Source organism: Gordonia sp. w5E2, from assembly GCF_036540975.1.
GTDB lineage: Bacteria > Actinomycetota > Actinomycetes > Mycobacteriales > Mycobacteriaceae > Gordonia > Gordonia jacobaea.
In genome coordinates, this window is the sequence record NZ_CP144213.1 from 4,490,910 (window position 1) to 4,517,342 (window position 26,433).

At 64.1% G+C, this 26,433-nt stretch carries 19 protein-coding genes and 5 pseudogenes; 13 read left to right on the plus strand and 11 right to left on the minus strand.

The annotated features are described in order from the left end of the window. Positions 1-168: 168 nt before the first annotated feature. The 6 genes and pseudogenes from RND64_RS23185 to RND64_RS20410 all read right to left on the minus strand — a co-directional run. A pseudogene (locus tag RND64_RS23185) lies at positions 169-381 on the minus strand (type II toxin-antitoxin system RelE family toxin); the annotation flags it as partial. Then, a complete protein-coding gene (locus RND64_RS20390) occupies positions 378-653 on the minus strand; it encodes a type II toxin-antitoxin system Phd/YefM family antitoxin (protein ID WP_039857037.1) in 276 nt (91 codons plus the stop codon). The pseudogene RND64_RS23185 and the gene RND64_RS20390, both read right to left, overlap by 4 nt. Before the next feature lie 427 nt (positions 654-1,080). Further along, entirely contained in the window at positions 1,081-1,287 is a 207-nt protein-coding gene (locus RND64_RS20395) for a hypothetical protein (RefSeq protein WP_152930178.1), read from the minus strand. 104 nt (positions 1,288-1,391) lie between these two features. Beyond that, positions 1,392-2,564, minus strand: coding sequence for a low temperature requirement protein A (locus tag RND64_RS20400; protein ID WP_049701070.1), 1,173 nt, complete (start codon positions 2,562-2,564; stop codon positions 1,392-1,394). Positions 2,565-2,660: 96 nt separating this feature from the next. Next, the gene (locus RND64_RS20405; protein ID WP_235434494.1) at positions 2,661-3,455 is read right to left on the minus strand and encodes an aldo/keto reductase; all 795 of its coding nucleotides are present in this window, start codon (positions 3,453-3,455) and stop codon (positions 2,661-2,663) included. An 856-nt stretch (positions 3,456-4,311) separates the two neighbouring features. After that, positions 4,312-5,403, minus strand: coding sequence for a hypothetical protein (locus RND64_RS20410; protein WP_005180116.1), 1,092 nt, complete (start codon positions 5,401-5,403; stop codon positions 4,312-4,314). 638 nt (positions 5,404-6,041) lie between these two features. Here RND64_RS20410 and RND64_RS20415 point away from each other — a divergent pair. The 3 genes and pseudogenes from RND64_RS20415 to RND64_RS20425 all read left to right on the plus strand — a co-directional run. Then, a pseudogene (locus RND64_RS20415) lies at positions 6,042-6,254 on the plus strand (integrase core domain-containing protein); the annotation flags it as partial. 310 nt (positions 6,255-6,564) lie between these two features. Continuing rightward, on the plus strand, positions 6,565-7,947 hold the full coding sequence (locus tag RND64_RS20420) for an IS1380 family transposase (RefSeq protein WP_064868524.1): 1,383 nt from the start codon (positions 6,565-6,567) through the stop codon (positions 7,945-7,947). 236 nt (positions 7,948-8,183) lie between these two features. Then, a protein-coding gene (locus RND64_RS20425) for an IS3 family transposase (RefSeq protein ID WP_373279128.1) occupies positions 8,184-9,328 on the plus strand; the annotation gives its coding sequence in 2 pieces (ribosomal slippage) (positions 8,184-8,451 and positions 8,451-9,328; 1,146 coding nt in all). 311 nt (positions 9,329-9,639) lie between these two features. On the opposite strand, the gene RND64_RS20430 is transcribed toward RND64_RS20425, so the two are convergent. Further along, positions 9,640-12,075, minus strand: a complete 2,436-nt coding sequence (locus RND64_RS20430; RefSeq protein WP_049701071.1) for an AAA family ATPase — start codon at positions 12,073-12,075, stop codon at positions 9,640-9,642. Positions 12,076-12,723: 648 nt separating this feature from the next. Between RND64_RS20430 and RND64_RS20435 the strand changes: the two genes are divergently transcribed. Both RND64_RS20435 and RND64_RS20440 read left to right on the plus strand, forming a co-directional pair. Further along, entirely contained in the window at positions 12,724-13,167 is a 444-nt protein-coding gene (locus RND64_RS20435) for a hypothetical protein (protein WP_233425552.1), read from the plus strand. A 28-nt stretch (positions 13,168-13,195) separates the two neighbouring features. Next, on the plus strand, positions 13,196-13,525 hold the full coding sequence (locus RND64_RS20440; protein ID WP_005180014.1) for a hypothetical protein: 330 nt from the start codon (positions 13,196-13,198) through the stop codon (positions 13,523-13,525). 53 nt (positions 13,526-13,578) lie between these two features. On the opposite strand, the gene RND64_RS20445 is transcribed toward RND64_RS20440, so the two are convergent. The 3 genes and pseudogenes from RND64_RS20445 to RND64_RS20455 form a co-directional block, all read right to left on the minus strand. Beyond that, positions 13,579-13,959, minus strand: coding sequence for a BlaI/MecI/CopY family transcriptional regulator (locus RND64_RS20445; RefSeq protein ID WP_005180013.1), 381 nt, complete (start codon positions 13,957-13,959; stop codon positions 13,579-13,581). Positions 13,960-14,006: 47 nt separating this feature from the next. Then, positions 14,007-15,239, minus strand: coding sequence for a sensor histidine kinase (locus tag RND64_RS20450; RefSeq protein WP_005180010.1), 1,233 nt, complete (start codon positions 15,237-15,239; stop codon positions 14,007-14,009). Next, a pseudogene (locus RND64_RS20455) lies at positions 15,229-15,591 on the minus strand (winged helix-turn-helix domain-containing protein); the annotation flags it as partial. The gene RND64_RS20450 and the pseudogene RND64_RS20455, both read right to left, overlap by 11 nt. Before the next feature lie 54 nt (positions 15,592-15,645). On the opposite strand from RND64_RS20455, the gene RND64_RS20460 reads away from it, so the two are divergent. After that, entirely contained in the window at positions 15,646-17,037 is a 1,392-nt protein-coding gene (locus RND64_RS20460; RefSeq protein WP_227918570.1) for an IS256 family transposase, read from the plus strand. Positions 17,038-17,098: 61 nt separating this feature from the next. Here RND64_RS20460 and RND64_RS20465 read toward each other — a convergent pair. After that, positions 17,099-17,479, minus strand: a pseudogene (locus tag RND64_RS20465) (response regulator transcription factor); the annotation flags it as partial. A 243-nt stretch (positions 17,480-17,722) separates the two neighbouring features. Between RND64_RS20465 and RND64_RS20470 the strand changes: the two are divergent. The 7 genes and pseudogenes from RND64_RS20470 (at position 17,723) to RND64_RS20500 (ending at position 26,421) form a co-directional block, all read left to right on the plus strand. Continuing rightward, a complete protein-coding gene (locus RND64_RS20470; RefSeq protein ID WP_005180004.1) occupies positions 17,723-18,859 on the plus strand; it encodes a PLP-dependent cysteine synthase family protein in 1,137 nt (378 codons plus the stop codon). Positions 18,860-18,862: 3 nt separating this feature from the next. After that, positions 18,863-20,131: an MFS transporter gene (locus RND64_RS20475; RefSeq protein WP_005180002.1), complete on the plus strand. Its 1,269-nt coding sequence runs from the start codon at positions 18,863-18,865 to the stop codon at positions 20,129-20,131. Between the two features lie 103 nt (positions 20,132-20,234). After that, positions 20,235-20,441: a heavy-metal-associated domain-containing protein gene (locus RND64_RS20480; RefSeq protein ID WP_005195294.1), complete on the plus strand. Its 207-nt coding sequence runs from the start codon at positions 20,235-20,237 to the stop codon at positions 20,439-20,441. 92 nt (positions 20,442-20,533) lie between these two features. Next, complete coding sequence (locus RND64_RS20485) at positions 20,534-21,493, plus strand: hypothetical protein (protein WP_007239618.1); 960 nt, start codon at positions 20,534-20,536, stop codon at positions 21,491-21,493. Positions 21,494-21,555: 62 nt separating this feature from the next. Next, positions 21,556-23,913: a heavy metal translocating P-type ATPase gene (locus RND64_RS20490; RefSeq protein WP_005179994.1), complete on the plus strand. Its 2,358-nt coding sequence runs from the start codon at positions 21,556-21,558 to the stop codon at positions 23,911-23,913. Next, the gene (locus tag RND64_RS20495; RefSeq protein ID WP_007239617.1) at positions 23,910-26,072 is read left to right on the plus strand and encodes a copper-translocating P-type ATPase; all 2,163 of its coding nucleotides are present in this window, start codon (positions 23,910-23,912) and stop codon (positions 26,070-26,072) included. The genes RND64_RS20490 and RND64_RS20495 overlap by 4 nt, the downstream gene beginning before the upstream one ends. Beyond that, positions 26,069-26,421: pseudogene (locus RND64_RS20500) on the plus strand (metal-sensitive transcriptional regulator). The gene RND64_RS20495 and the pseudogene RND64_RS20500 overlap by 4 nt, the downstream one beginning before the upstream one ends. The last annotated feature ends 12 nt before the right edge of the window (positions 26,422-26,433 follow it).

The following is a 26,433-nucleotide window of genomic DNA, read 5'->3' on the forward strand; positions in this document are numbered from 1 at the left end:
ACCTCCGAGCACGTCGCGTCGACGCTCCCGCGTCGCCCCTGGACGACCCACTCGACACGCCCGCAGCACAGGTCATCAGCGACAGTCCCGCTTCGCGGACGGTCGGGGTTGGGTGGCTGTGATGTCGCTGCGTTCTCGTCGAGAGGATCAGCAGACCCGATCAGAGCCGATTGGGAAGTCACCTCGGCGGGCGCTGTGAAGGTCTGCGAGGTCGTCACGTAGCGGCTTGCTAAGCCGGTGCGGATTCTCGGCGAGCGGCCCGGAGATGAATTCGATGACAGCGTGAACGATCCGGGATGGTAGACGCCCGAGATCGCGGCGAGCTGGGGATGCGACCTCAGCTCGGTACGGGCTGACCGAGTCGGGCGGTGCATCGCTCATTTCGGCGGCATGCCGTGTTCGGCGCGCAGGTCGTCGATGGACACGGTTTCACCGGCCGCGTACTCGGCGTGTGCGGTAGCGACGTCGTCGCGGACGCCGGCGTGTGAGAGCCAGTAGATCGTGTCGTGCAGCGATTCGAGGTCGTCGGCCGACATCAGCACCGCGGCAGGTTTGCCGTGCTTGGTGATCGTGATGATGTCGTGCGTGCTCTCGGCGCTGTCGATGAGCGCGGAGAGCTTGTCCTTGGCTTCACCGAGGGGCACTGTCGTCATACGTTCAGTGTAGCCGCCACGCTGGCCAGGATATGGCCTGATTTTTAGCCGATAATCTACGTTATGTCACCACCCTGGCGTAGGCGGCCATCGCTCCGGCCAGCACGATTCCTCTGACGCCGACTTCAGCGCGACATCGAACCGGTGGCGCAGACCGCTGCGGGTCTAGTGAGCGTGCCGGGGCCGCGCGGCGTGTAGCTGGCGGTGCGCGGCGGCGAGTTGGTGGCGCAATCGAGCGTTTTCGGCAGCGAGGTCCGGGTTGTGACGGTGTCGGCTTTCTGTGGGTAGGGCGGTCGCGTCGGGCGTGGTGGGTCTTTCGGCTGTAGCGGCGGCCGAGGCTCTGATGCGGGCGAGGATGTCGGGTTGGGTGTAGATCCATGAGCGTGCGACGCCGGCTCGTTGACCTGGGGGCCTGACCCCCCCCGGCTCAGCCAGGCCCGGTCGCGAAGACGAGGTGGCGCAGGGTCTGGGAGAAGCACCACTCTCCCTCGACCGAGACGTCGACTGCGCCGTCCGGGAGCGCCGATGCGCGGTCGGTCGCCTGGCGCCATGAGCCGTCTACCGCGCCCCATGCCCCGCGCAGTCCCTCGGCGTCCTCGGCGCGCCGCTGCGTCCCGCAGGCTCCTGCCGACAAAGCGGGCACCCTCGAGCTTCAGCGAGTGGGGACCGCGGACACGTCTTCGAAGGTGCCAGCCGACCCCTGGATTCATTGTCAGACACGCCCTAGGCGTTCCGGCCTCAGTGGACTTGGCCGGCGGCTGCGGGACCGATCCGCGGCCGTCGCACGAGTTCGCACGTCAGGCGCAGGGCGCCGACCGCGGTGAGAACCGTCAACACTGACCATGCGGGCATGATCAGTGCTGGCGGGATGATGAGCAGGGATGCGGCCGCCGTGAGGAGGCGGTCCGGCACGAGCTGATGGTGATCGCGCCATCGGTAGGCGACATCGGCGGCGTAGAACAGACCCACCCCGCCACTGAGGGCGATGGCCGGCAGCAGCGGTAACGGGTCGAACACGTGCTCGAGCGCCACGCTGGCGCCGAAGCCGAAGAAGGCGACCCCGGCGACCAGGGGAAGGTGGAGGTAGCTGTAGGCGTCGCGGGCCAGTCGGGCGCGTTCGGGCCCGTCGGCGTCTTTGAGGCGTTGCTCGGCGCCGGCGGTCAGACCGAAGTAGGTCCACCACAACGAGGCGGCGATCAGGACTCCGAGGACAGCGGCGGCGAGCACGACCGGTTGCTGCAGGTGCTCGCTGGCCCCGGTGCCCAGCCCGACGACGGCTTCACCGAGCGCGATGATGATGATGTTGCCGTGGCGCTCGACGAAGTAGGAGGGCATTACCCGGAAAACCTCGACCCCGGCGACCAGGGGTCCGCCGAAGTCGATGATGGCTGCGCCGATCCAGAGCAGCTCTCGGTAGGGGGCTGGGAAGGCGGCGGCGACGGCGATCAGGACTGGTGCGATGAGCAGGCTCGGGGCCAGCCGCAGGAGGCCTGCACGGAGGTGTTCGTCGTCGTGGGAGGCGTCCACGACGAACAAGACCAGGTGGATGACGCGGATGGCGAGCAGGGCAAGCCCGAAGACGAAGGCTCCGGTGCTGAACGCGGTCGGGAGTGCGCTTACGGCCAGCAGCATCGCAGCCATGGCGGCGATGACCAGGCAGCGAAATACCACCCGATTCGTGGTGAAGGTGTTGGTGAGCCAGGTGTAGCAGACCCAGGCCCACCACACCGCCAGTAGGCCGAGCACACCATGACCGAAACCCCGCCACGAAACGTCGTCCCGCACCAGCTCGGTCAGCTGCGCCATGGCGTACACGAACACCAGGTCGAAGAACAGCTCTAGGTTGCCCACCGACCCGCTGCCGCTGTCCCGCGCGTCGGCCTCGCTGCCCGGCTCAGAGTTCTCTGACATCCGCGAAATCATCCCCTTTCAAGCCCGGCAACTCCCACCCTCACCGACGGTGCTGCCGCGCTGCCCGGACCGACCGGGCTGCGCCCTTGGTCAGGGTCACAGCATTTCTAGTGGTCGCGGTCCGCTCGGGGGCGGGAACGCACGGTCCAGAGCATCCAGGTCTTCGCGGGTCAGCTCCACGTCCAGTGCTGTGGCGTTGTCTCGCACGTGCTGCGGGCTGCTCGCCTTGGGGATCGTGCAGAGCGAGTCGCGGCGCAGCACCCAGGCGATGGCCGCCGCCGCGGCGCTGACGCTGTGACGCGCCGCGACGTCGTTCAGCGTCGTGTCGTGAAGGATGCGGCCCTGCTCGATCGGCGAATACGCCATGACCGGCAGCTGGTGGTCGGCGCACCACGGCAGGAGGTCGTACTCCGGTCCTCGCCGCGACAGGTTGTACAGCACCTGATCCGTGGCCAGCCCGCTGCTGCCCGGCACGTCCTGCAGGTCGGCGAGGGCCCGGTGGTCGAAGTTGCTGACGCCCCAGTATCGGATTTTCCCGTCCTCGACGAGCTGTTGGAAGGCCGCGACGGTGTCCTGCAGCGGGTACCTGCCCTGCCAGTGCAGCAGGTAGAGGTCGATCCGATCGGTGCCCAGGCGTTTCAGGCTGCGTTCGCAGGCCGCGATCGTGCCGGAACGGGAGGCGTGGGACGGAAGGACCTTGCTGACCACGAATGCCTCGTCGCGGCGACCCGCCAATGCTTCACCGACCACCTCCTCCGCGCCGCCGTCGGCGTACATCTCGGCGGTGTCGACCAGCGTCACGCCCAGCTCGAGGCCGGCGTGCAGCGCGGCGACCTCGTCGCCGCGGCGGCCGGGGTCCTCACCCCAGCCCCAGGTGCCCTGGCCCAGCACAGGGATGGACTCCCCGCTCGGCAGCGTTATCCGTCGCATCCGCGATCACTTCCTTCTGGTTGTCCTGAGGTGGGACGTGGGCTGAGATCCTCGAAGACATCTCAGGGGTGCAAGGTGTCAAGCGGCGAGGTTGATGCGGTGGCCCCAGGCGGTGTGTTCGTCGTAGAGAGTGCGGTGGGTGCTACGAGTAGTATTCTCCCCCAGTGCTTTTCAAGTGCCGATAATTTACCTTATGTCAGGTAAACCACTGCATATTGCATCAGATGCATCACCTCGCCACTCCTCCTGGTCCTGACCGCGGTCACGAATCCCGTTGCTTAGCAGCGGCATTCGAGCAAGCAACACGGCTTTGACGCGAGGCTGGGCGCTTGAGGCCGGGCTGCGTTGCCAGGAAGTCAACCCGATGACCTGCGGAGTGGCGTTGATGATGCATTGGATGAAATCAATGATGCATCAGATGAGACGCCCCGGCGATCTGTAAAAGGATTGCTGTGGCAACCCGGTCCGGCGCATAGTCGTGGCATGCTGCGCTTCTGTGCTGATGTCTCGGCCGCGGACTGGATCACGCGAAGTCGTGACGCGACCGACGACGTCGCGTCGGGCCAGGCATGGAAGTCACTAGCACTGTTCGGCCCTCCTGAGTTCGAGGCCTACGCGCGGGTCCGCTTCATGCCGGATCCCGGATCGACAGGTACAACAGCGCCCGCCCGCACACCCGCCTCGGCAACGCCCCACCCGCCGAGTACGAGGCAGCGCACTGCGCTGAGCCCACCAAGTCATCGCGACCGGCAATGACACCTGCATAGACGTGGCATCAACGCGTAGATGTTTCAGTTTCTTCTGTGCTGGGGCTGTGTCAGGTGCTGGACCGGGTGTAGGCAGCGGCGCGCACCACATCGTCGTCCTCCAGTCCAGCTCCTATTGCTCCGCCCACGGTGGCCAGGCTGGCGGTGAGCCAGCTGATCTTCGCGTAGTCCAAAGCGTTCACTGGGTGACCGGCGACACCGGCCAGTACCTGCTCGTCGATGAGCAGCAGCGCGCCGACCCAGGACAGTATGAATAAGCCGAGGTAGAACACCACAACCCCGATGGCCACGGTCGCGGTGGTGGCCAAATTGAACAGGATCACCTGCTCACGTTGGGCTCGCCGCCGTGGGCGCTCCCACAAGTCGGCTCCCAGGATCAGGGTGGCACCCACCGCCCCGATCGCCATCACCGCCAGCAGGACCAGGCGCACCGGCCCGTAGGCCATGGCCAGTACCCATAGGTCCGAGGCCACCAATGTCAGCATGCCGGTGGCCGCTGCCCCGACCAGCGCCCGGGAGAGCCGGGCCACGAAGGCCCAAGGCTGGTTGGCGCGGATCATGCCCAGCAGCAACCGCACGTTGCCGCTCAGCACTCGGGCCGTGAACTGCACGACGTTGTCGTCCGGGCGTTCGTCGAGATCGGTGGACAGCTGGTGGGCTCTTCGAGCAAGATCCCGCTGGGCGTTGGGGTCTTCGGCGTCGTAGCCCAGGAGCTGCCCGACCACGTGCACGGTGGTCTCTTGCACCTTCTGCCGCACGTGCACGGGTCCCAGGGTTGGGACGGAGACCAGTCCTACCCCGTGCACGGGGCTGAGCTGGGTGAGCACCGGACGTCGGCCGGTCTTCAGGGGGATCTCGGTGAGCACCACGGCCAAATCCCAGTTCTCCTCCAGCACGCGGTTTCGGGCCGCCTCCAGCAGGTCCAAGGTCTCGGTGGGTGGATCGACCAGCCGGTCTTCGGCCATCTTCAGTTGCCAGCGCACTCCCGGATACCGCTGCACCAAAATCTTGCGCACCGAGGTGGTGACCTCGGGGCCGAGCACCGCACTCAGGGATGGTGAGACCACCAGGCCGATGAGCAGCTCGGCATCGGAAAGGGGTTCGGCAGGATCGGCGGTGGATCGGCAACGCTCAGCAGTCACCCCTCCATGGTGAGGCAACCACGGTCGGATTGCCACTGGCTCGATGGAGCCCCCAAGGTTTCGCGCAGCACCGCGGGCCGGATTCGGTGGTCGCCTCGATCCCGGAAAGAGCGGTGCTGCTCACTGCGAAATCCTCTCCCCGCCGACGCCGCCAGCGCGAAGACATCACAGCCAGCGGGCCCGGCACCTGCCGGTGTCGAGGACGGCTTCTCGATGATGCTGCAGTGACGGATCGGTTAAAGTGCTTCGGCGGTGTGGGAGCAGTGATCAGCGTGGGGCCGGTCGATTCCGTTCGGACAGGTGATGCATCGACTGCCCAGCGGCAGGTGCGGTATCTGGCAAGTCCAGCCGTCACCGACCTCGAGAGGGTTGCTAGACATGAACCCGTCAACGTCGGACATGTAGGTGTCGGCGGCCCGCTTGGCGGCCCCACAATCAACGCCGGGAGTCAACGCCACAATGTCCAGGATGCCGTCTGGTCCCCAGGCCACCCCGCAGCTACGGTCCCTGATCCATGCCGGCGGCGGGGGAGTGACGATAGTGGTGGGCGCCTGGGTCGGCGACGAACTGGAGCCACTCGATGCAGTGTCCTCGCTGTCGCTACAGCCAACTGTGGTCAGTGCGATGGCGACCAGGCCGGGTTTATCGAGTCGTTCAACAACCGGCTGCGCGACGAATGCCTCAACCGCAACTGCTGGCCGACGTTGCTCGAGGCCCGTGTAGTCATCGCCGACTTCAAAGACGACCACAACCATCGGCACCGCCACTCGGCACTGGGCTACCAGACCCCGGCCGAGTACAGTGCCGGATGCACCCACCGGCATCACCCCGTGGGCTGCGAGATCGACTGATCAACTGCAAGTTAGGAACTGGCTCTAGAACTGACTGGACCGGTTATCGGGGACCTGCCACCGGGTCGAGCGGCCGGACGGACCACTCCGTCATTTCGGCAAGAACTTTGTCGGCCGATGTGAGAGTTCGCGTCGGAAACCACGCAGCTCAGCGCCTTCGAGCGTCTCAGGTATGTGTCATCGAGTCTTAACCTCGATCCACCGATTCGTATTCGTTTGGGCGGTGAGGGATAGACGAAATGCCCTGTCTGAGTGACAGAATGGGAATTGTCTAGGTTTCCATCCGTGCACGCAGAAGGGCATCTCGTAGATGCGATTGTCTCACAGTCATCCGGTCCGGTCTGCATCCTGTGATGATCCGAATCTCCTCGGCGCGGCGGGGTTGGTGCCGGTGATGACGTTGGCCGAGCAAGCGGGCCTGTCGGGGTTGGCTCTCGAGCATCTGACGGTGCCGACCGACAAGGGCGCCAATCCGGATCGGAAGGTGTTCTCGCTGGTCGCGGGCATGGTGGCCGGTGCCGACAGCATCGATGACATGGCCGTACTGCGGCACGGTGCGATGGGGAAGGTGTTCGACCATCCGTATGCCCCGTCGACGTTGGGGTCGTTTCTGCGCGAGTTCCGGTTCGGGCATGTCCGGCAATTGGATGCGATCGCCGCCCGCACGCTCGCTGGCCTGCACACCCACACCCCGGTACTGGCCGGGATCGACGGGCCGGTGATGGTCGACATCGACGACTCGATCATCGAGGTCCACGGCCCGGCCAAACAGGGCGCTGGGTTCGGCTACACCCGGGTACGGGGGCTCAACTCGGCGATCACCACCATCAGCACCGCCCACGGTGCACCGGTGATCGCTGCTCAACGACTACGCAAAGGAGCATGCAATTCCGCCCGCGGAGCCCATCGGTTGATCGCCGACACACTGGCTAGCGTGCGGCGTCTGCGGTCGACTGACGCGTCGGGGCCGGTGCTGGTGCGGGCGGATTCAGCGTTCTACGGTCACCGCGCCGTCAGTGCTGCGATCGGTGCCGGCGCCCAGGTATCGGTCACCGTGCGCCAAGACTTGCGGATACGTGCGGCGATCAGCGAGATCGCAGCCGATGCGTGGACAAAGATCGAGTACACCGACGCGATTCTCGACGCGGACACCGGACTGTGGATCTCACGTGCCGAGGTCGCCGAGATAGCGTTCACCGCGTTCACCTCCAAAGCCAAAGCGCTGCAGGTTCCCGGGCGGCTGGTGGTGCGCCGTATCCCCGACTTCCGACCCGAGGGCGACGGCCTGTTCGATGTGTGGCGATTCCACGCCTTCTTCACCACCAGCGACCTCGACACCGTCACCGCCGACAAGACCCACCGCGCCCACGCGGTCATCGAACAAGTTCACGCCGATCTCAAAGCCTCCGCGCTCGCGCATCTGCCGTCGGGAAAGTTCTGCGCGAACGCCGCCTGGCTGGTGTGTGCGGTCATCGCGTTCAACCTGACTCGTGCTGCCGCCAGCCTCAGCGGCGGGCGTCTGGCCAAAGCCACCACATCCACGGTCCGCCGCACCCTGATCTGCATTCCGGCGCGTATCGCGTCCTCAGCCCGGCGCATCACCATGCACCTACCCGCCCGATGGCCGTGGGAAACCGAATGGAACCTGTTGTTCGACAACACTATTCACCGAAGACCGCCAACCTGGCCCTAACCACCCCGGCCGAACAGCCTCGATCCCGAAACCCGGTGAAACAAGCCGACATCAGAGATCGGCAACTGACTCATGCCCGCCACCCAGGCCGAACGTGCTCAACACTTTTCACCACACCGCAAAAGCCGATCGGTGGATCGAGGCTTAACTAGGGTGGCGTGTCCCCCGTGAGCCGGTCCGGGTTGTTTTAGAGTCCTGATTGCCCTGATGAGGGCGGAGAAGGGACGATGAAGAACATGGCAGGACGCAAGCGTCACTCGGCGGAGGACATCGTGCGCAAATTGCGCCGGGCCGATGAGTTGGCCGCGGAAGGCAAGACCGGCGAGGAGATCGCTGCCGATCTCGAGGTGTCGGCGGCCACGTTGTACAACTGGCGCCGCCAGTACGGCGGTATGGACGGCGACGCCGCGAAGGAACTCAAAGAGCTGCGCGAGCAGAACAGCCGACTCAAGCGGCTGCTCGCCGATGCCGAGCTCGAGAAAGACGCGCTGCGGGAGATCGCCAAGGGAAAATTCTGAGCCCGACCGCCAAACGCGCCGCCATCGACATGCTCAAGGACGTCAAGAACATGTCAGAACGCATGGCGTGCAAGGTAGTTGGGCTTTCCCGTTCCGCCTATCGACGGCTGCCGCAAGCGCACACCCCGGCCGACCCCGACGCCGCACTGCGCGAGCAGCTACGCACGTATGCCCGCAAGAACCCCCGGCACGGGTTCCGGCGCGCGTGGGCACACCTGCGCTTCGACGACGGCATCGAGATCAACAAGAAGAAAGTGCATCGGTTGTGGAAAGAAGAGGGCCTGCAAGTGCGGCGCGCTCGGCGCCGCAAACGCGCCGGCCAGTCATCGGTCCCGGTCGTTGTCGCGGACGCACCGAAAGTGGTGTGGGCATTGGACTTTCAGTTCGATTCCACCGTGGATGGGAAGAAGATCAAGATCGCGTCCATGGTTGACGAACACACCCGGATGTCGTTGCTGAACATCGTGGACCGCTCGATTCCGGCTGAGCGGTTGATCGAGGAGTTGGAGAAGACGTTCGCGATCTGGGGTGGCCCGCCGATGGTGCTGCGCATGGACAACGGCCCTGAGTTCATCTCAGAAGCCCTGCAGGCGTTCTGTGCAGGGTCGGTCGGGATCTCCTACATTCCGCCCGGCACACCGTGGAACAACGGGTTCATCGAGTCGTTCAACAACCGGTTGCGCGACGAGTGTTTGAACCGCAACTGCTGGCCCACACTGATCGAGGCCCGCGTGGTCATCGACGACTTCAAAGACGACCACAACCACCGACACCGGCACTCAGCGCTGGGCTACCAAACGCCGGCCGAGTACGCTGCCGGATGCACCCACCAACATCACCCCGTGGGCTGCGAGATCGACTGACGATCACAACAAGGAACTGGCTCTAGAACTGCCTGGACCGGTTATCGGGGACCTGCCAAGGGTGTCAAAGTCCCAACTGCGTTGTCATCCGACAGAGGCGCCTTCATCCGCAGTCAAGAACAGCGGTCAATATCAGTACTGGTAATCCTGCATATTCGATTGCTGCATATTATGGCTCTGCGCCGTTCAGTGCTGACGAGTCATACGGCCAGCCAAACAGCGGCGATCGAAAGACAACCCACGTGGACGCGCCTGAGAGAGGCGCGGTTCCGCATACCGCTTTCCGGTCTGAGCTGTGGTGCACACGGAGCTTAAGCAGCGGGTGTTGGCCCGCCCTTAGAAGGCTTGCGCCTTGATGGCGATCTCGTCGCCGAGCCTTCAGGGACCGCGCCTCCAAGCTGCTCGCGGAAGAACTGCCGCGGCAGCTTCAACAGGTCAGGCAACGACTCCAAGAAGCCCGTTCCATCTTCGACGGCCGTGAGTGGATCTGTAGACAACTTGTGGTGCCTGCGAAGTTCGCTAAGACGCCGGCGGATCGGATCGTGTTCGTCGGTATCTTCTAGCACAGCTTCGACATCCCGCAAAACCCTACTTGCTGCGTCGCGAGACATCCCATCGGCGTGATCACGCACGAAAGACTTGATAACTCGTTCGACGCGGTCCAGGTCGCGAACGTTAGATTCCGAGGACGCCGCATCGTCGAGCCTATCTCGAAGGAAAGAAACGAGAGCCGCGAAATTCTGCTCAAACGCAAGCAACCCCGGGGGCCTCGGGGTAGCAGCAACCGCGTTCTCAAGGTAGTGAACCAATTCCTTGCTGAACCCGACCTTTTGTAACTTTCTACCGGAAAAGGCGCTCGAGAATGCCATTTGAAGTGCAGGGAACAGGCTCCCCCCGGTGCTCGCAAGGCTGGCATTTACATCATCGGATCGGAGCAGATTTACATCCGAAGCAGGAATACCTAAGAAACGACGGGCATAAAATCTAGCGCCTTCGACAGCGATGGCCACTGGAATCAGGTCCTCGGGCTCAGCAACGGTCACCCCTGACGCGACATTGATGTCAGCCCCCTTTGCCCAATCACCCAGATTGACGATGTGTCGATCTTGGAGTACTCGCTGTCGATCTGCCTCGCCTTGCGCCAATCGCGTTATTGCCTCCCGACCGGCGTCATCGTCGTCAAGCAAGGCCACGCACGGAGGCTTAAGCGTGTCACGTCCACGTGCCAGGTAGGCCATGTATGGCACATGGCTCGCAGAGGCGCAGGCCACGATCGTGACTTCATTGAGATCGATCAGTGTGCTCGGAGTTAGGCCCCGCCGGCGCAGCAGCGCTAAGGCACCAGTAAGCAAGATCTGATCTGTAGGGCCTTCGACAAGAAGGTTATTGCCGCCAATGAAGGCAGTTTCCGCAACGTGAGCACCGATCGACGTCCGAAGAGGCTCATAGTGATTATTTACAACGTCTCTGACGAGCCGCGTGCCCTCTTGGTCCGATCCCTTGTCGAGTACTCGGATCCGGTGACCGGCATTCTTATTGATCAAGAAGGGGGAGTGCGTCACATATATCACTTGATCCGTACGACCCCCCGCTTCTGGACGTGCAAACTCGTCCAGAACCCTCAAAAGATCGGCCTGAGCGGCACTCGACAAATACGCATCAGGTTCGTCCATGAGTAGGACCTCAGTATGAGTCAGCGAGCGTTCGTGAGCTCGTAGTTGTACGTAGTAGCCAAGAAAGTAGGTGAGACCCCTGCTTCGCTCGCTAAAAGAATAGTCTGTGCCAGTCTTGTCGCGTATAGTGAACGCGACCTCTCGTTCACGCGGGGCGAGGCGCAACTCGAAGTCCCGGTCCTGCCGCCACCAGCGGCGAAAGTTGAGGTGCCGTGCTATCGAACGGTTCATCTGCTCAATTAGTGCACCAACTTGCCCCTCCTTGCCGTCTCGGATCGCGCATTCCAGTTCTGAAAACTTGCTTGGGGAGATTCTTGCGACATTAAGCAATAGGTCGCGTCCAAGCTGTTCCGACTTCGCCACCGATGTATCTTCAAGCTCGACTGGATTCTCAGCTGGATCTGCTACACCAGCGATGCCATTAATCAACTGCGGCCAGGAGGATATCCCGCCAGAGCGCGGATTATCATCAAACTTGAATCGGTCGCGCCTTCTGCTAAGGAGACCGGGCTTTCGGTCAAGGAGAGCATCGAACGAGATGACATCCGGGATTCTAGCCCTCGTCTCCAATTGAAATGGCTTTGGAAGGACCGCTTGCAAACCGGCAAGGGTGCTGGCATCAAGCGGAGCCGGGGGATGTCCTTTTTGGATCAACATGTTATCCCCGGCTCCCATACGGAGTAACGTGACGCGGTCATCAAGGGCCAATTTCACGCCCGCGGCTCGCAGAGCATCGACGTCGTCCTGCGCGGTCAAAACAAACTCCGCACCGAAGTCAGGGCTACGAATCTCTCCAACCTCGACCGAGTACAACTGCGAGTAACGACAGAAGTCCCCTGACGAGATGTCCGCCCCAGACAGTGCGCGCATCGTCGCGCCGATGAGATGGCTCTTGCCCGATTCATTTGCACCGACGATCGCAGTCACTTCGGGGTCGATGTCGATCTCTACGAACGGAAACCACCCACGTCCCTGGATCACCTCCCAGTCGTACTCAGCTCCTCTGACCGCCTTCGCTTCCTGGTCATAGTTGAACGACCGATAGAACCGAACCAGCACTCGGGTTAGCAGCATTGGAGCCTCCGGCGAAACGACGTTGACTCGATAGTAGGGGCTAGGTCGACAGATGCGCCCGGCAACGTCGCATACGGTGAAGAAGAGCCGGCGGGAGGCTTCATTCCGCAGGCTGCCGGAACTTCTAAGGAGTCGCAACTCACCCTTTGACTCACGACGCACTCAACTGGGTCTCGATTACTCGGCGCAGTTCGCGTGAACGAGACCTGCGCGATCCAAGATCTGACGAGTTCCGAATTCCGGATACGTAACCTTGAACGATTTCCAGTGTTTCGTCTCCAGGAAGATTTAGTATCTCCGAGAGCTCGACCAACACTCCAGTGTTCTGCGACTTCCCAATTCTCTTGGTATCCGAAACCGCCCGTTGAAATATATCAAGAGCCCAAGAGACGCGTCGACCCGGGAGGCCTCGCCCCATCCACGGGGATATAGGGCTACTCCCCCTCCACTCAGCGCCCTCCGGTACACCTGAACTACTATCGAGGATAGTTTCAAACTGGTGTTGTTGGAGGCGTGGTGATCGCAAACATTGTGGCCCAAGGTGTACTCCTGGGACTGTTCGGTGCGGTCACAGCGTGTGGTGTCGCCGCCCGTCAGCCGGATCGAGGTGGGGAGGCGTGGCGGGCGCTTGTTTCGTGTGCGGTGGCCGTGAGTGCGGCCGTCGGCGTGATGGTGGTTGCTCCCCAGGGTGTTTTCGCGTCGGTGATCGTGTTGGCGCTGCTCTGTGTTGGGGCGCTCATGTTGTTTTCTGCTCATCTGCACGGTGCGTCGTTGGCTGTAATGGTTGACCCGCTGGTGTGGATGGCCTCGTCGATGTGGGTGTTCATCGTGTTCGCGGCCACGGGCGCGTCGATCGAGATTGGCGTGGTGCCTGCTGATCCGATTGCCGAGTTGGCGTTGAGGGCAGAGCTCAATCGACCCCCGAGGTGGGTCCGTACTGGCAGTGTGATCGCGATTTTCGGTCTGGTGGCCGCGATAGTCTTCCGTCTGGCCCGGCCGGCCTCCTGTGGTGATTGCTTCGAGACCCTCGTTCCCGGCGCCCACGCCCGATGGCCACAAAATACGAAGGTGGTTAGTAGAAGTGGGGTGTGATGCGGGTGTGCTGAGGAGATGGTTGGGCATGACTGACGGTGTCGAGGTGCGGCGTGCGGGTCGGTTCGGCCCGCGCGGTCCTGCCCGTACGATCTCCCGTGCGGTGGGTCTTGCTGTGGTGATGTTTGAGGCGGTGGCCGCGTTCTGGCTGGTGATGCTGCTCCGAACGTCGGATCTCGTGCCATCCGACCCCCGCTCAGGAGTCGGGCGCGGTGATCCGGTTGAGCTGCGGGTGCTGACCGCTGTGGATGTGCACGACTGGGTGTCGGCTCTGAGTGCTGCGGCCTTCGCTGCGGGTGTGGCCGGTGCGCTGGTGGCGCGTCTACTCCCAGCAGTCAAGGGGCGCGCGACCGGTTGAGTAGTCGGGCCTGGGCCTCGCCGGAGTTTCCCTTGTCGGAGGGTTTCTATGGCTTAGGCTTTGGTGCCGCCGCCGCGGGTGTGGCGAGGTTTAAGGGTGAGGTATTCGCTGAGCACTTCACGCTCGGCGGGTGTCACGGTCTGGGCGAAGTGCATCAGTACTGCCGCGGAGTCCCCGCTGGCGTCGAGGACCTGACGCAAGGTGCGTGAGGTGGCCTCTTCACGGGTCTGCATGGGGAAGTACCGGTAGGCGCGGCTGACTTTTTCTCGACCGACGAACCCTTTTTTGTGCAGGTTGGTGACGACGGTGAGCACTGTGGTGTAGGCCGGTTCGCGGTCGTGGAGTTCCTCGACTAGGTCGTGCACCGACATCGCCGCACCGGCTGACCACAGCACGTCCATCACTGCGCGTTCCAGTGAACCCAGCCCAGTCATTTTCACCCACCATCTCTAGATGCGGGTCAATCTTACGACGGACTACCTCAGTTAGTAGCTTGGTCCCGTTGGAGCGCATCGGCAGCGCCGCGACGCGTGCGGTGTTTGAAGGCCACGGAGAATTCGGTTCCAGGGGTGCTGCGGTGGATGTGACGTCGGGTGGTGGTCGGCAACGTGATGGTGAAGGTGGCTCCGTGTCCGGCTCCCAGGCTTTCGGCGAGCAAGGTGCCCCCATGGTCTTCGACGATAGAGCGGGCGATGGTGAGGCCGATTCCGCTGCCGCCGGCGTCTCTGGTGCGTGAGGAGTCGGTGCGGTAGAAGCGGTCGAAGATGTGTGGAAGGTGTTGAGGGGGAATGCCGTCACCGCAGTCGACGACGCTGATGCGCACCGCGTGTGCCGGGGCGGTGTCGGCTTTCACTACGACTCGCTGGCCCGGGGAGCTGTGTCGCAGCGCGTTGGTGAGCAGATTGAGCAGTACTTGGCTCATTCGTTCGGCGTCGACATGGACGTGTACGCGCGCGGCGGTGGTGACGATGCCTAGCGTGACTTTGGCGTCGGTGAACAGGTCGGCGGCTTCTTCGTAGGTCGCGATGAGCAGTTCGTTGACAGTGATCGTCGCCGGGTGGAGGGGCATCTGATGCTCGTCGGCGCTGGATACGGTCGCGATGTCCTCGGCGAGACGCTGCAGGCGGGTGGTGGCGGTGCGCACGACGTCAAAGGTCTGTGAGTCGGGAGCCCGGATTCCGTCTTCGATGGCGTCGGTGATCGCGCCGATGGTGGTCAGTGGGGTGCGCAGTTCGTGGGCAAGGTCTGAGAGCATCCGCTTACGGATGTCGTCTTGTGAATCCAGCCGTTGTGCAAGTTGGTTGATAGCTCGGCTGAGCTGGGTGAACTCGGTGCCGAGCTGGCGATCGGGTACGCGCGTGCGGTAGTTGCCGGCGCCAATAGCCACGGCTGAGCGGGCGACACTGGCGACTGACTGTTGTACGCGGCGAGCCAGGAACCAGCTGACGGCCGTGGCCAGGATCGTCGAGGTGATCAATGCGACAGACATTGAGACGACGATCGAGGAAGTGAACGCGGCTTCGACATGGTCGGCCTGAACTGACCCTGGCTCGAGGCGAGCTTGGCCGAGGTGGTCGTGGAAGGTGTGTGGAGCCACGAATAGTGCCACGATCGCGACGCTGATGCCGCCGCCGGCGATGACGATAGCTTGAGCGAGCATGAGCCGGGAGCCGAAGCTGCCGGGGATATGCAACCGTCGACGTTCATCGTTCATCGCTGGCTCCTCGAGGTTGGCCGTCACCCATCCGGTAGCCCACTCCGCGAACGGTGCGGATGAATCGGCCGGCTACGGCGCTGTCACCGAGTTTGCGGCGCAGACTGGCGACATGGACTTCGACGACGTGGGCATCGCCGACCCAGTCGGGTCCCCAGATTTCGGTGAGCAGTTGCTCTCGACTGAACACAACACCGGGCCGCCGCGTGAGCGCTTCGAGAACGTCGAACTCAGTCCGAGTCAGCTCCACGGGTGTGCTCTCCACCTGGACTTCACGACCCTGAGGGTCGAGGGTGAGCTCCCCTATCGTCCGCGGGTGCGACTCGCCGGTTGGGGTCGGCCGTGGTCGGCGGGGGGTGTCAGATGGTCTGTGTAAGTCCAGTGCTCATTAGTGAGAGGAAGATTTATGAGCATGGCGTTAGACGACAAGCAGCAGGACAACGACGACCACCCACCGCTGCCTGAGCTCGCAGAGCCGCGTTCGACTGCGGAGGTGGCCGAAGCGTTGCAGGCCTCGGGCATGGTCGATGAGTTGTTGGCCCAGATCGATTCGGGTCAGGTGCAGGTCACCGGGGACGGTGGCTTGATTCCGGGCTTGATCAAACTCGCCCTCGAACGCGGTTTGAAGGCCGAGCTGACCGATCACCTCGGCTACGAGAAGGGCGACCCGGCAGGCCGGGAACTGCCCAACGCCCGCAACGGATCAACCCCGAAAACGGTGGCGTCTGAGGCGGGGCCGGTCGAGCTGAAGGTCCCTCGTGACCGTGACGGCACCTTCACCCCACGTCTGGTGCCGAAGGGATCGCGTCGGCTCGGCGGCCTCGATGACATCATCATCTCGCTGTACGCCGGAGGCATGACGTTACGCGACATCCAACATCATCTGGCCGCCACGGTGGGCACCGATCTGTCGCATGAGACGATCTCCAAGATCTGCGACGAGGTTTGCGACGCGGTCGATGAATGGCAGAGCCGGCCGCTGGAAGCGTTGTATCCCGTCCTCTATCTCGATGCCCTGGTGGTCAAGGTCAAAGACGGTGCTCACGTTCGAAATAAGCACGCCCACATAGCTATTGGTGTCGACATGGCTGGCGTCAAGCATGTGCTGGGCATCTGGATACAGGCTGAAGAGGGCGCGAAGTTCTGGGCCGGGGTGTGCGCGAATCTGGCCAACCGCGGCGTCAAGGACGTGCTGATCGTGTGCTGCGACGGGCTGACCGGATTCCCCGAGGCGATCGAGGCGACGTGGCCTTTGGCCACCGTACAAACCTGCGTCGTGCACCTGATCCGCAACGCGATGCGGTTCATCAACTACAAAGACCGCAAACAGGTCGCCCGGGCGATCAAACCGATTTACACCGCCCCCGACGCCGAGACCGCGCGCCGAGAATGGGAGATCTTCCGAGATTCGGCGTTGGGTGTCACATATCCGAGTGCGGCACAGGCTTTCGACCGCGCCTGGGACAGATTCATCCCATTCCTGGCCTTCCCACCCGAGTTGCGCAAGGTCATCTACACCACCAACTCGATCGAGTCGCTGAACTATCAACTCCGCAAGGTCATCAAGAACAGGGGACACTTCCCCAACGACGTCGCGGTCCGCAAACTGCTCTGGCTGGCTATCTGCGACATCGAGGACAAACGAGCCAGGCAACGCGAGAAGGAACGCGGCAAGCCAGCCAGTCAGCGTAAAGCGCCCGGACGACTCGTCGAAGGGCAAGTCGTGACCAGCTGGAAACAGGCCCTCGGACAACTCGCCCTGGCCTACCCCGACCGCATCGAACCCCACCTCAACTAGACACCGAAAGCGAACCCAAGAAATCAGGAGTTACGTTCTTACACAGACATCTTGACAAGCTCGGTCGGCGCAGCATGGCGTCGATGCGCGCCATCAGCTCACGAGGGCGAAATGGTTTCGTGAGGTAGTCATCGGCCCCCACCGACAGGCCAACGACTGTGTCGACTTCGTCCGCGCGGGCCGTGACCATCACGATGTAGGCGTTGGTGAAGGTGCGCAACTGTCGACAGACCTCGACGCCATCGAGTGACGGCAAGCCCAGGTCGAGGATGACTACTGCCGGACTCGCCGTGCGTGCGGCGGCGACTCCCTCCTGGCCGTCGGGCGCAACGGTGACCGTGAATCCGCTGCGCTGCAGGTAGTCAGCAACGACTTCGGCAATGTCGGGCTCATCTTCGATCACCAGGGCGTGCAGACCGTGCGGTGGTCGGACCACCGGCATATGGAGGTCGTCGACGACGTTGCGATCTTGGGGCACGCTCCTATGGTGGCGGTGGTCTACACGATCATCCAACCTCGTGGGCATTCTTGAGCAGATCTTGATCCACGCTGCCGATCAGCCTTGAGGTTCGGTGGGCAAGGTGGCGGTGTCGCCGGGTGGAACGTTACGACACAGTTCCCTCTCACACTGATGATCTGATTTCTGCCCGGCGGCGTCCTGTTCAACAACGCAGAGGATGCCCGTGTGACTGTCTCCTACAGCCTCACCACCAGTGATCCATTCGCCAGTACCTTCCCCGCCGAAGCCGCGTCGCCCCGTGCTGGGCTGAGTCGTCAGCTGGTGGGCGGCACCCCGGTGTTGCGCATCGAGGAACCCTTCGCCGAGCACGGGCGCGGCTTCTGGGCCAAGCTGGAAGGCTTCAACCCCGGTGGTATGAAAGACCGGCCTGCGCTGCACATGGTGGAACGCGCCCGCGCCCGTGAAGAGCTGGCCCCGGGGGCGCGGATCATCGAATCAACTAGTGGGACACTGGGATTAGGCCTGGCTTTAGCGGGCATCGTGTTCGGGCATCCGGTGACCTTGGTGACCGATCCAGGACTGGAACCGATCTTGCGGCAGATGCTCGCCGCATACGGCGCCCAGGTCGATGTCGTCAGCGATCCCCATCCGGTCGGGGGTTGGCAACAAGCCCGCCGCGACCGCGTGCGCACCCTGCTCGAGCGCGACGAGGCTGCGTGGTGTCCCGACCAGTATTCCAACCCCGACAACGTGACCGGTTACAGCTCGTTGGGTGTGGAGTTGATCGCGCAGCTGCGACATATCGATGTGCTGGTGTGCTCGGTGGGCACCGGTGGGCACTCAGCCGGTGTGGCTCATACTCTGCGGCAGTTCAACCCTGAGCTGGAGGTTGTGGGCGTAGACACCATTGGCTCGACGATTTTCGGCCAGCCGGCACAGTCACGGATTATGCGGGGACTCGGCTCGAGTATCTACCCCCGCAACGTTGCCTATGACCAGTTCAGTGAGGTGCACTGGGTGGCGCCGGCCGAGGCAGTCTGGGCATGTCGCACCCTGGCCGCCACGCATTACGCCACCGGCGGCTGGAGCGTGGGCGCGGTGGCCCTGGTCTCGGGCTGGCTGGCGCGTACTCGTTCGGCCGATACGCGCATCGCGGCGGTGTTCCCCGATGGCCCCGCTCGCTACTACGGAACCATTTACAACGATGAGTACTGCCGCGCTCACGACCTGATCGGCGCCCCGGCGCCGCCCACTGAACCCCGCACCATCAGCGATCCGCTCACTCAGGTCGCGAGCAGCTGGACGCGGTGCCCTACCATCATCGACCCCACTTGCGTGCCGCACGCCGAGCCCACGAGCTGATCTATGCGACGCCTCTACCGCAGTTTCCGCAGCTTCGATCGCCCCAGCCAAGTGCTGATGGTCAATCAGTTCACCATCAATCTCGGCTTCTACATGCTCATGCCCTACCTCGCCGCCTACCTCGCCGGCCCGCTGGCCCTGGCCGCATGGGCAGTGGGCCTGGTCCTGGGGATACGCAACTTCTCCCAACAGGGCATGTTCCTGATCGGGGGAACACTCGCTGACCGCTGGGGTTACAAACCGCTCATCATCGCCGGATGCCTGATGAGGGTCATCGGATTCGTCCTACTGGCCCTGGTCAGTTCGCTGCCGGCGATCCTGATCGCCTTGGCGGCAACGGGATTCGCCGGGGCGCTGTTCAACCCCGCCGTACGGGCCTACCTGGCCGCCGACGCCGGTGAGCGCCGCATCGAAGCATTCGCCGTGTTCAACGTGTTCTACCAGGCCGGGATCCTGCTCGGGCCGCTGGTCGGACTAGCCCTGACCGCCCTGGACTTCCGGCTCACCTCTCTCTGTGCGGCAGCAGTTTTCGCGGTCCTGACCCTCGTGCAGATCAAAGCGCTACCCGCAACAACACCTGCCCCGAGCAGCACCTCAATCATTCAGGACTGGCGCAGCGTCGTCCGTAACCGGCGATTCCTGCTCTTCGCTGCGGCGATGGCCAGCTCTTACGTGCTGTCCTTCCAGGTCTACCTCGCCCTGCCCCTACATGCCGACCGCATAGCAGACAACCCCACCCTCGCCACCAGTGTTGTCACCGCAATGTTCGTGGTGACCGGTCTGGTGGCCATCGCCGGCCAGCTACGCATCACCACATGGTTCGGCAACCGCTGGGGCAGCACCGGCAGCCTGAGCGTGGGAATGACGCTGATGGCTGCAGCTTTCCTGCCCCTAGTCGCCAGCACCGCAACGCATCAGCGCAACATCGCCCTCAACATCGCCGCCCTGCTACTCACCGCAGCTCTGCTCGCCGCCGCCACCGCAGCAGTGTTCCCATTCGAAATGGACACGGTGGTGGGACTGGCCCGCGGCACGCTTGTCGCCACCCACTACGGGCTCTACAACACCATCGTCGGGATCGGGATTCTGCTCGGCAACGCCGCGACCGGGTGGCTGTTCAGCGCGGCCACCACCCGCGACATGCCCGAACTGGTGTGGATCGCTCTAGTCCTCACCGGCATGGCGGCGGCGTCTGCCCTGTTGCTGTTGCACCGCCGCGGATGGCTCAGTGTCGCCGCCCCCACCGAAGCTCAGCCCACCACAACCCATTGATTACCCTAGGGGGGTAAGGTATAACGGTGGTGTGGCGAGACGCCACAGCGACAGACCCCCTGAGGGTCGTTGGCACCACTGCTGTACCGAAAGGGCACATCTCATGAGCACATCGACAGTGATCGTCTCCGGAATGACGTGTGGGCACTGCGCGGCGTCGGTGCGTGAAGAAGTCGGCGCGCTGGCCGGCGTAACTGACGTCGACGTCGACGTGGCCAGCGGGCGAGTCACCATCTCTAGCTCGGCCCCGATCGAGGCCGACGCGATCCGCGGCGCGATCGAAGAGGCCGGCTACCACCTGGCGCAGTAGCCGACGAGGGGCTGAAGTGTCTGCCCCACTGGCGACTTCAGCCTCTCCCGGGCGGCGTGGGTGTCGCCACCACCGATGACAGGAATCCAGCGATGAATGTTCCAACCAAGCTCGGCGTCTTCGCCGCGGCCCTGCTGATAGTTTTCGCTGCGGCGTACGCCATCGCCGCTGGTGTCGCTCCCGACAGGGCGTCGACCTCCCCGGCTGAGTCCGCCCATGCCGATCACAATGCTGCACCACAGTCGCGAACATCCGCCTCGTCTCCGGGGGCCGATCAGGTTCGCGGAGTTTCGATGGCAGCAGCCGGCTTCATCCTGGGGAATGTGGTGGCACCCCATGCGTCCGGGGTGCAGGCTCCATTGAGCTTTGAGATCCTCGATGCCGCCGGGACCGCGGTCACCGACTTCGCCACCGAGCACGACAAGCAGCTGCACCTGATCGTCGTCCGCGCGGATGGCACCCACTTCCGACACGTGCACCCCACCCTCTCGCCCGAAGGGCGCTGGACGCTGCCCTGGCAGTGGGCGACGGGAGGCAGCTACCGGATCTACGCCGACTTCGTGCCCGCCGCCACCGGCCAACCCCTCACCCTCACCAGCACCGTCGAAGTCAGCGGTGACTACCAGCCGGCCCCACCCACCGCCGAATCACGACAGTCATCCGTCGACGGGTTCGACATCGAGCTGGCCGGTCATCTGCGCGCGGGCGCCGAGTCCGAACTGACCGTCACCGTGCGCCGAGCAGGACAACCGGTTACCACCCTGCAGCCGTATCTGGGCGCTTTCGGTCACTTGGTGGCCCTGCGTCAAGGCGACCTGGCCTACCTGCATGTTCACCCTGAGGGCGTGGCACCGACCGCCGGTCAACTAGCGGGACCACAGGTCCGCTTCGCCACCACCGCCCCCACCCCGGGCCGCTATCTGCTCTACCTCGACTTCCAGGTCGACGGCGCTGTGCACACCGCCACCTTCGTTCTCGATGCCCCCACCGGCACCCCTGCCCCGACACCTGACTCCACGGCCCCCTCGGCCGATCCGCACGCCGGACACTAACTCGCTGACCAGCGCCACCCCGGGGCATTGCGCCGAGGCATTCACCCACGAGGAACTCCCCCATGACCACCTCAGCTCCGATCCACCCACCTGCGGCCACCGCCGAGCAGACAGGCGCCGTCGATGTCGAACTCGCCGTGTCGGGCATGACGTGTGCATCGTGCGCGGCACGCATCGAACGCACACTGAACAAACTCGACGGAGTGAGCGCCTCGGTGAACTACGCCACCGAAAAAGCTCACGTCAGCGCACCCGCCGGTGTCGACCCACACCTGCTGATCGAGACCATCGAACAGGCCGGATACCACGCTGCGCTGCCCGCCACTCCCACCAAAGGTGCCGCCCCCGACGATGACCCTTCGGACGACGACGGGGAGCTCGTGGCCTTGCGTCACCGACTGATCGGTGCGGTGGTTCTCTCGGTACCGGTGATCGCGCTGGCAATGGTCCCGGCGTTGCAGTTCACCTACTGGCAGTGGGCGTCGTTGACGTTGGCCGCGCCAGTGATCGTGTGGGCGGCATGGCCGTTTCATCGCGCCGCGTTGCTCAACCTGCGCCACGGTGCGGCCACCATGGACACCCTCATCTCGGTCGGCACCACCGCGGCGCTGTTGTGGTCGTTGTATGCGTTGTTCTTCGGCACCGCCGGACAACCAGGCATGACCCACGGATTCACCCTGACGGTCAGCGCTTCTGACGGTGCAGGCAACATCTACCTTGAGGTAGCCGCGGGGGTCACGATGTTCGTCCTGGCCGGCCGATACTTCGAGAAGCGGTCCAAACGGCGCGCCGGTGCGGCGTTGCGGGCCTTGTTGGAGCTGGGCGCCAAAGACGTCACAGTGATCAGGGACGGCCACCAGCATCGGATCCCGATCGGCGAGCTCGCCATTGACGACGAGTTCAATGTGCGCCCCGGCGAGAAGATCGCCAGCGACGGTGTGGTGGTGTCCGGCACCTCGGCAGTCGATGCCAGCATGGTCACCGGCGAGTCGATGCCAGTCCAGGTCGCCCCCGCCGACACCGTGACCGGCGGAACGGTCAACGCCGGCGGGCACCTGCGGGTGCGGGCGACCCGCGTGGGAGCGGACACCCAACTCGCGCAAATGGCCGCGATGGTCGAACGCGCCCAGACCGGCAAAGCCCACGCCCAGCGACTGGCCGACCGGATCTCAAGTGTCTTCGTGCCGGTGGTCATCGCCGTCGCCATCGCTGTCCTCGGCGCGTGGATCGGCGCCGGCTATCCCCTGCAAGCGGCGTTCACCGCCGCGGTCGCTGTGCTGATCATCGCCTGCCCCTGCGCTCTGGGACTGGCCACCCCGACCGCACTTCTGGTCGGTACCGGCCGCGGAGCCCAACTCGGCATCGTGATCAAAGGCCCCGAAGTCCTGGAATCCACCCGAACCGTCGACACCGTTGTCCTCGACAAAACCGGCACGGTCACCACGGGACAGATGACACTCGTCCAGGTCACCACTGCTCCCTCCACCACTCGCGAAGACGTGCTCGCCCTCGCGGGGGCGGTGGAGAATGCCTCCGAGCACCCCGTCGCGGCCGCCATCGCTGCTGGTGCAGCCGCCGAAGTCGGGCCGCTCGACGAGGTCGACGACTTCCGCAACTTCGAAGGTCGAGGCGTGCGCGGTCTGGTCCAGGGACGTGTGGTCACCGTCGGGCGTCCGACGCTGCTGGCCGAACACGGCATCGCCGTGGATGACCCTCACCTCAACGAGGCGCAGACCGCCGCCGAAGAAGCCGGACAGACCGCCGTACTCGTCGCCTGGGACGGCCGCGCCCATGCGGTCCTGGCGGTCGCCGATGCGATCAAACCCACCAGCGCACACGCCATCGCCCGGCTCGCCGCACTGGGTATGACGCCCATCCTGTTGACCGGCGACAACCAGACCGTCGCCGATGCCGTGGCCGCTGAGGTCGGTATCGACACCGTCATCGCTAACGTCTTGCCGGCCGACAAAGCCGCCGTCATCACCGACCGGCAATCCGACGGCAAGGTTGTGGCCATGATCGGCGACGGCGTCAACGACGCCGCTGCCCTGGCCCACGCCGATCTCGGGCTGGCGATGGGCACCGGCACCGACGCCGCCATGCATGCCGCTGACATCACCCTGGTCCGCGGCGACCTCAACGCTGCCGCCGACGCGATCGCCTTGGCACGCACCACTCTGAAAACGATCAAAATGAACCTGTTCTGGGCATTCGCCTACAACGTCGCCGCGATACCGCTGGCCGCGCTGGGACTGCTCAACCCCATGCTGGCTGGGGCCGCCATGGCGTTGTCCAGCGTGTTCGTCGTCAGCAACAGCCTGCGGCTGCGCGCCTTCACCAGCCCGCCCCACTCATCGTCCACAGTTCCACCCACCAACCCCTCGACGTATACCCCCCAGGGGTATAAGGTAGCGGCATGAACGAGCACTCTTCCCCTGAGCACGTCGGTCACGACGCCGCCGATGAACGCCACCACGGCCAACTCGCCGCAGCGTCACACAACCACCACGATCACCATGCTGAGCGCGCCCGCGCAGACCATGATCACGCTGGGCATGGGGGGCATGGTGATCACGTCGGGCAGTTCCGGCGGCTGTTCTGGATCATGCTGGCCCTGGCTGTGCCGGTCGTGGCCTTTTCGCCCATGTTCGCGATGCTCATCGGCTATGACCTACCCGATGGTGAAGTGTTGAAGTGGGTCTCACCGGTGCTGGGTACGGTGATGTACTGCTGGGGTGGGCGGCCGTTCCTGGTAGGCGCCTATTCAGAACTGCGGTCGCGTGCACCGGGAATGATGCTGTTGATCGCCTTGGCGATCACGGTGGCCTTCGTGGCGTCCTGGGGTGCGAGCATCGGTGTGTTGCACCACGAACTGGACTTCTGGTGGGAACTGGCGCTGCTCATCGTGATCATGCTGTTGGGGCATTGGATCGAGATGCGGTCGCTGGCCCAGACGACCTCGGCCCTGGACTCGCTGGCCGCGCTGCTGCCCGATGAGGCCGAACGCGTCGATGGCGACCAGATCACCACGGTTGCTCCCAGTGAGCTGCAGGTCGGAGATGTGGTGATCGTGCGCCCGGGGGCCAGCGTGCCGGCCGACGGTCGCGTCGTAGACGGCTCGGCCGAGCTCGATGAATCCATGGTCACCGGAGAATCGCGCACGGTGCGCCGCGGCATCGGCGATCAGGTGGTGGCCGGCACGGTGGCCACCGACTCGGGGCTGCGGGTCCAGATCACCGCCACCGGCGATGACACGGCGCTGGCCGGGATTCAGCGCCTGGTGGCAGACGCGCAGAACTCCACCTCCCGCGCCCAGCGGCTGGCCGATTCCGCTGCAGCGCTGCTGTTCTGGTTCGCGCTCGGCTCAGCGATCATCACCGCCATCGTGTGGACGGTCATCGGCCAACCCGACCAGGCGGTGATTCGAACCATCACCGTGCTGGTCATCGCCTGCCCGCACGCACTCGGCTTGGCTATCCCCCTGGTGGTGGCCATTGCCACCGAACGCGCCGCCCGCGGCGGCGTGCTGGTTAAAGACCGGTTGGCACTTGAGGCCATGCGCACTGTGGATGCGGTGCTGTTCGACAAGACCGGAACCCTGACCAAGGGTGAGCCCACGGTCATCGAGATCGCGGCCGCCGACGGCGTCGATGAGGACACCGTGCTCGCCCTGGCCGCCAGCGCCGAAGCCGACAGTGAGCACCCGTTGGCGCGAGCGATTGTCGCAGCTGCCGGAGACCGCGCGCGGCCGGTGCCGGCGGCCACCGACTTCACCTCGTCACCGGCGGTCGGTGTGACCGCTCGCGTCGAGGGCGCCACAGTGCGGGTGGGCGGGCCCCGCATGCTCGAGGAACAGGGCCATCAGGAACTGGCCATCGCTGATCGCTGGCGCGCCGACGGCGCAATCATCCTGCATGTCACCCGCGACACTGAGCTGATTGGAGCTCTCAAACTTGCTGATGAGGTGCGCGGGGAATCCCGCCAAGCCGTCGAGGTGCTGCACGCCCGCGGGGTCGAGGTTGTGATGATTACCGGCGACGCCGAAGCAGTGGCGCACACCGTCGCTCACGACCTCGGTATCGATCGGGTGTTCGCCGGTGTACGGCCGGAAGACAAAGCCAGCAAGGTGGCCGAACTGCAGCACGAAGGCCGCAAGGTGGCGATGGTGGGCGACGGCGTCAACGACGCCCCCGCCCTGGCCCAGGCCGATGTGGGCATCGCGATCGGGGCCGGCACCGACGTCGCGATCGCCTCGGCCGGGGTCATCCTCGCCAGCGACGACCCCCGCTCGGTGCTGTCGGTCATCGAGCTGTCGGACGCCAGCTACCGAAAAATGAAGCAGAACCTGTGGTGGGCAGCGGGATACAACCTGATCTCTGTACCGCTGGCCGCCGGAATTCTCGCGCCCATCGGGTTCGTCCTGCCGATGTCGGTCGGAGCGATTCTGATGTCAGCCTCGACGGTCGTGGTCGCACTCAACGCGCAACTGTTACGCCGACTCGACCTGCAGCCAGGCGCGAGTACAGTGCGTGGACTGCAGCACAACCGACCGAGATCCATTGAGAAGGTGAGTCCATGACCGCTGCGTCCGCACCGGGACAATCCTCCACCCCGGAAGAATCCTCTGCCTCGGAACACTCTTCCCACGGTTACATCAGCGATAAGGGCAAATACCTGGCCCGCCTCAAGCGCATCGAGGGGCAATCCCGAGGTATCTATCGGATGGTCGACGAGGAGCAGTACTGCATCGACATCCTGACCCAACCCAGATTTCGGCGCTGACCAAGGCGCTGGAGGGGGTCGCGCTGGGTTTGCTCGACGACCATCTCACCCACTGTGTGCTCGATGCCGCCCACGCCGGCGGGGACGAGGCGCAGGAGAAGATCGCTGAAGCCTCGGCGGCCATCGCTCGCCTCGTTCGTTCCTGAGCCACCCACCAC

Bases quoted from the DNA above. Each gene is read 5' to 3' on its own strand.
- RND64_RS20390 (WP_039857037.1), bottom strand. From the start codon at position 653: ATGACGACAGTGCCCCTCGGTGAAGCCAAGGACAAGCTCTCCGCGCTC.
- RND64_RS20400 (WP_049701070.1), bottom strand. From the start codon at position 2,564: ATGTCAGAGAACTCTGAGCCGGGCAGCGAGGCCGACGCGCGGGACAGC.
- RND64_RS20420 (WP_064868524.1), top strand. From the start codon at position 6,565: ATGCGATTGTCTCACAGTCATCCGGTCCGGTCTGCATCCTGTGATGAT.
- RND64_RS20430 (WP_049701071.1), bottom strand. From the start codon at position 12,075: ATGCTGCTAACCCGAGTGCTGGTTCGGTTCTATCGGTCGTTCAACTAT.
- RND64_RS20440 (WP_005180014.1), top strand. From the start codon at position 13,196: ATGACTGACGGTGTCGAGGTGCGGCGTGCGGGTCGGTTCGGCCCGCGC.
- RND64_RS20445 (WP_005180013.1), bottom strand. From the start codon at position 13,959: ATGACTGGGCTGGGTTCACTGGAACGCGCAGTGATGGACGTGCTGTGG.
- RND64_RS20450 (WP_005180010.1), bottom strand. From the start codon at position 15,239: ATGAACGATGAACGTCGACGGTTGCATATCCCCGGCAGCTTCGGCTCC.
- RND64_RS20460 (WP_227918570.1), top strand. From the start codon at position 15,646: ATGAGCATGGCGTTAGACGACAAGCAGCAGGACAACGACGACCACCCA.
- RND64_RS20475 (WP_005180002.1), top strand. From the start codon at position 18,863: ATGCGACGCCTCTACCGCAGTTTCCGCAGCTTCGATCGCCCCAGCCAA.
- RND64_RS20480 (WP_005195294.1), top strand. From the start codon at position 20,235: ATGAGCACATCGACAGTGATCGTCTCCGGAATGACGTGTGGGCACTGC.
- RND64_RS20485 (WP_007239618.1), top strand. From the start codon at position 20,534: ATGAATGTTCCAACCAAGCTCGGCGTCTTCGCCGCGGCCCTGCTGATA.
- RND64_RS20490 (WP_005179994.1), top strand. From the start codon at position 21,556: ATGACCACCTCAGCTCCGATCCACCCACCTGCGGCCACCGCCGAGCAG.
- RND64_RS20495 (WP_007239617.1), top strand. From the start codon at position 23,910: ATGAACGAGCACTCTTCCCCTGAGCACGTCGGTCACGACGCCGCCGAT.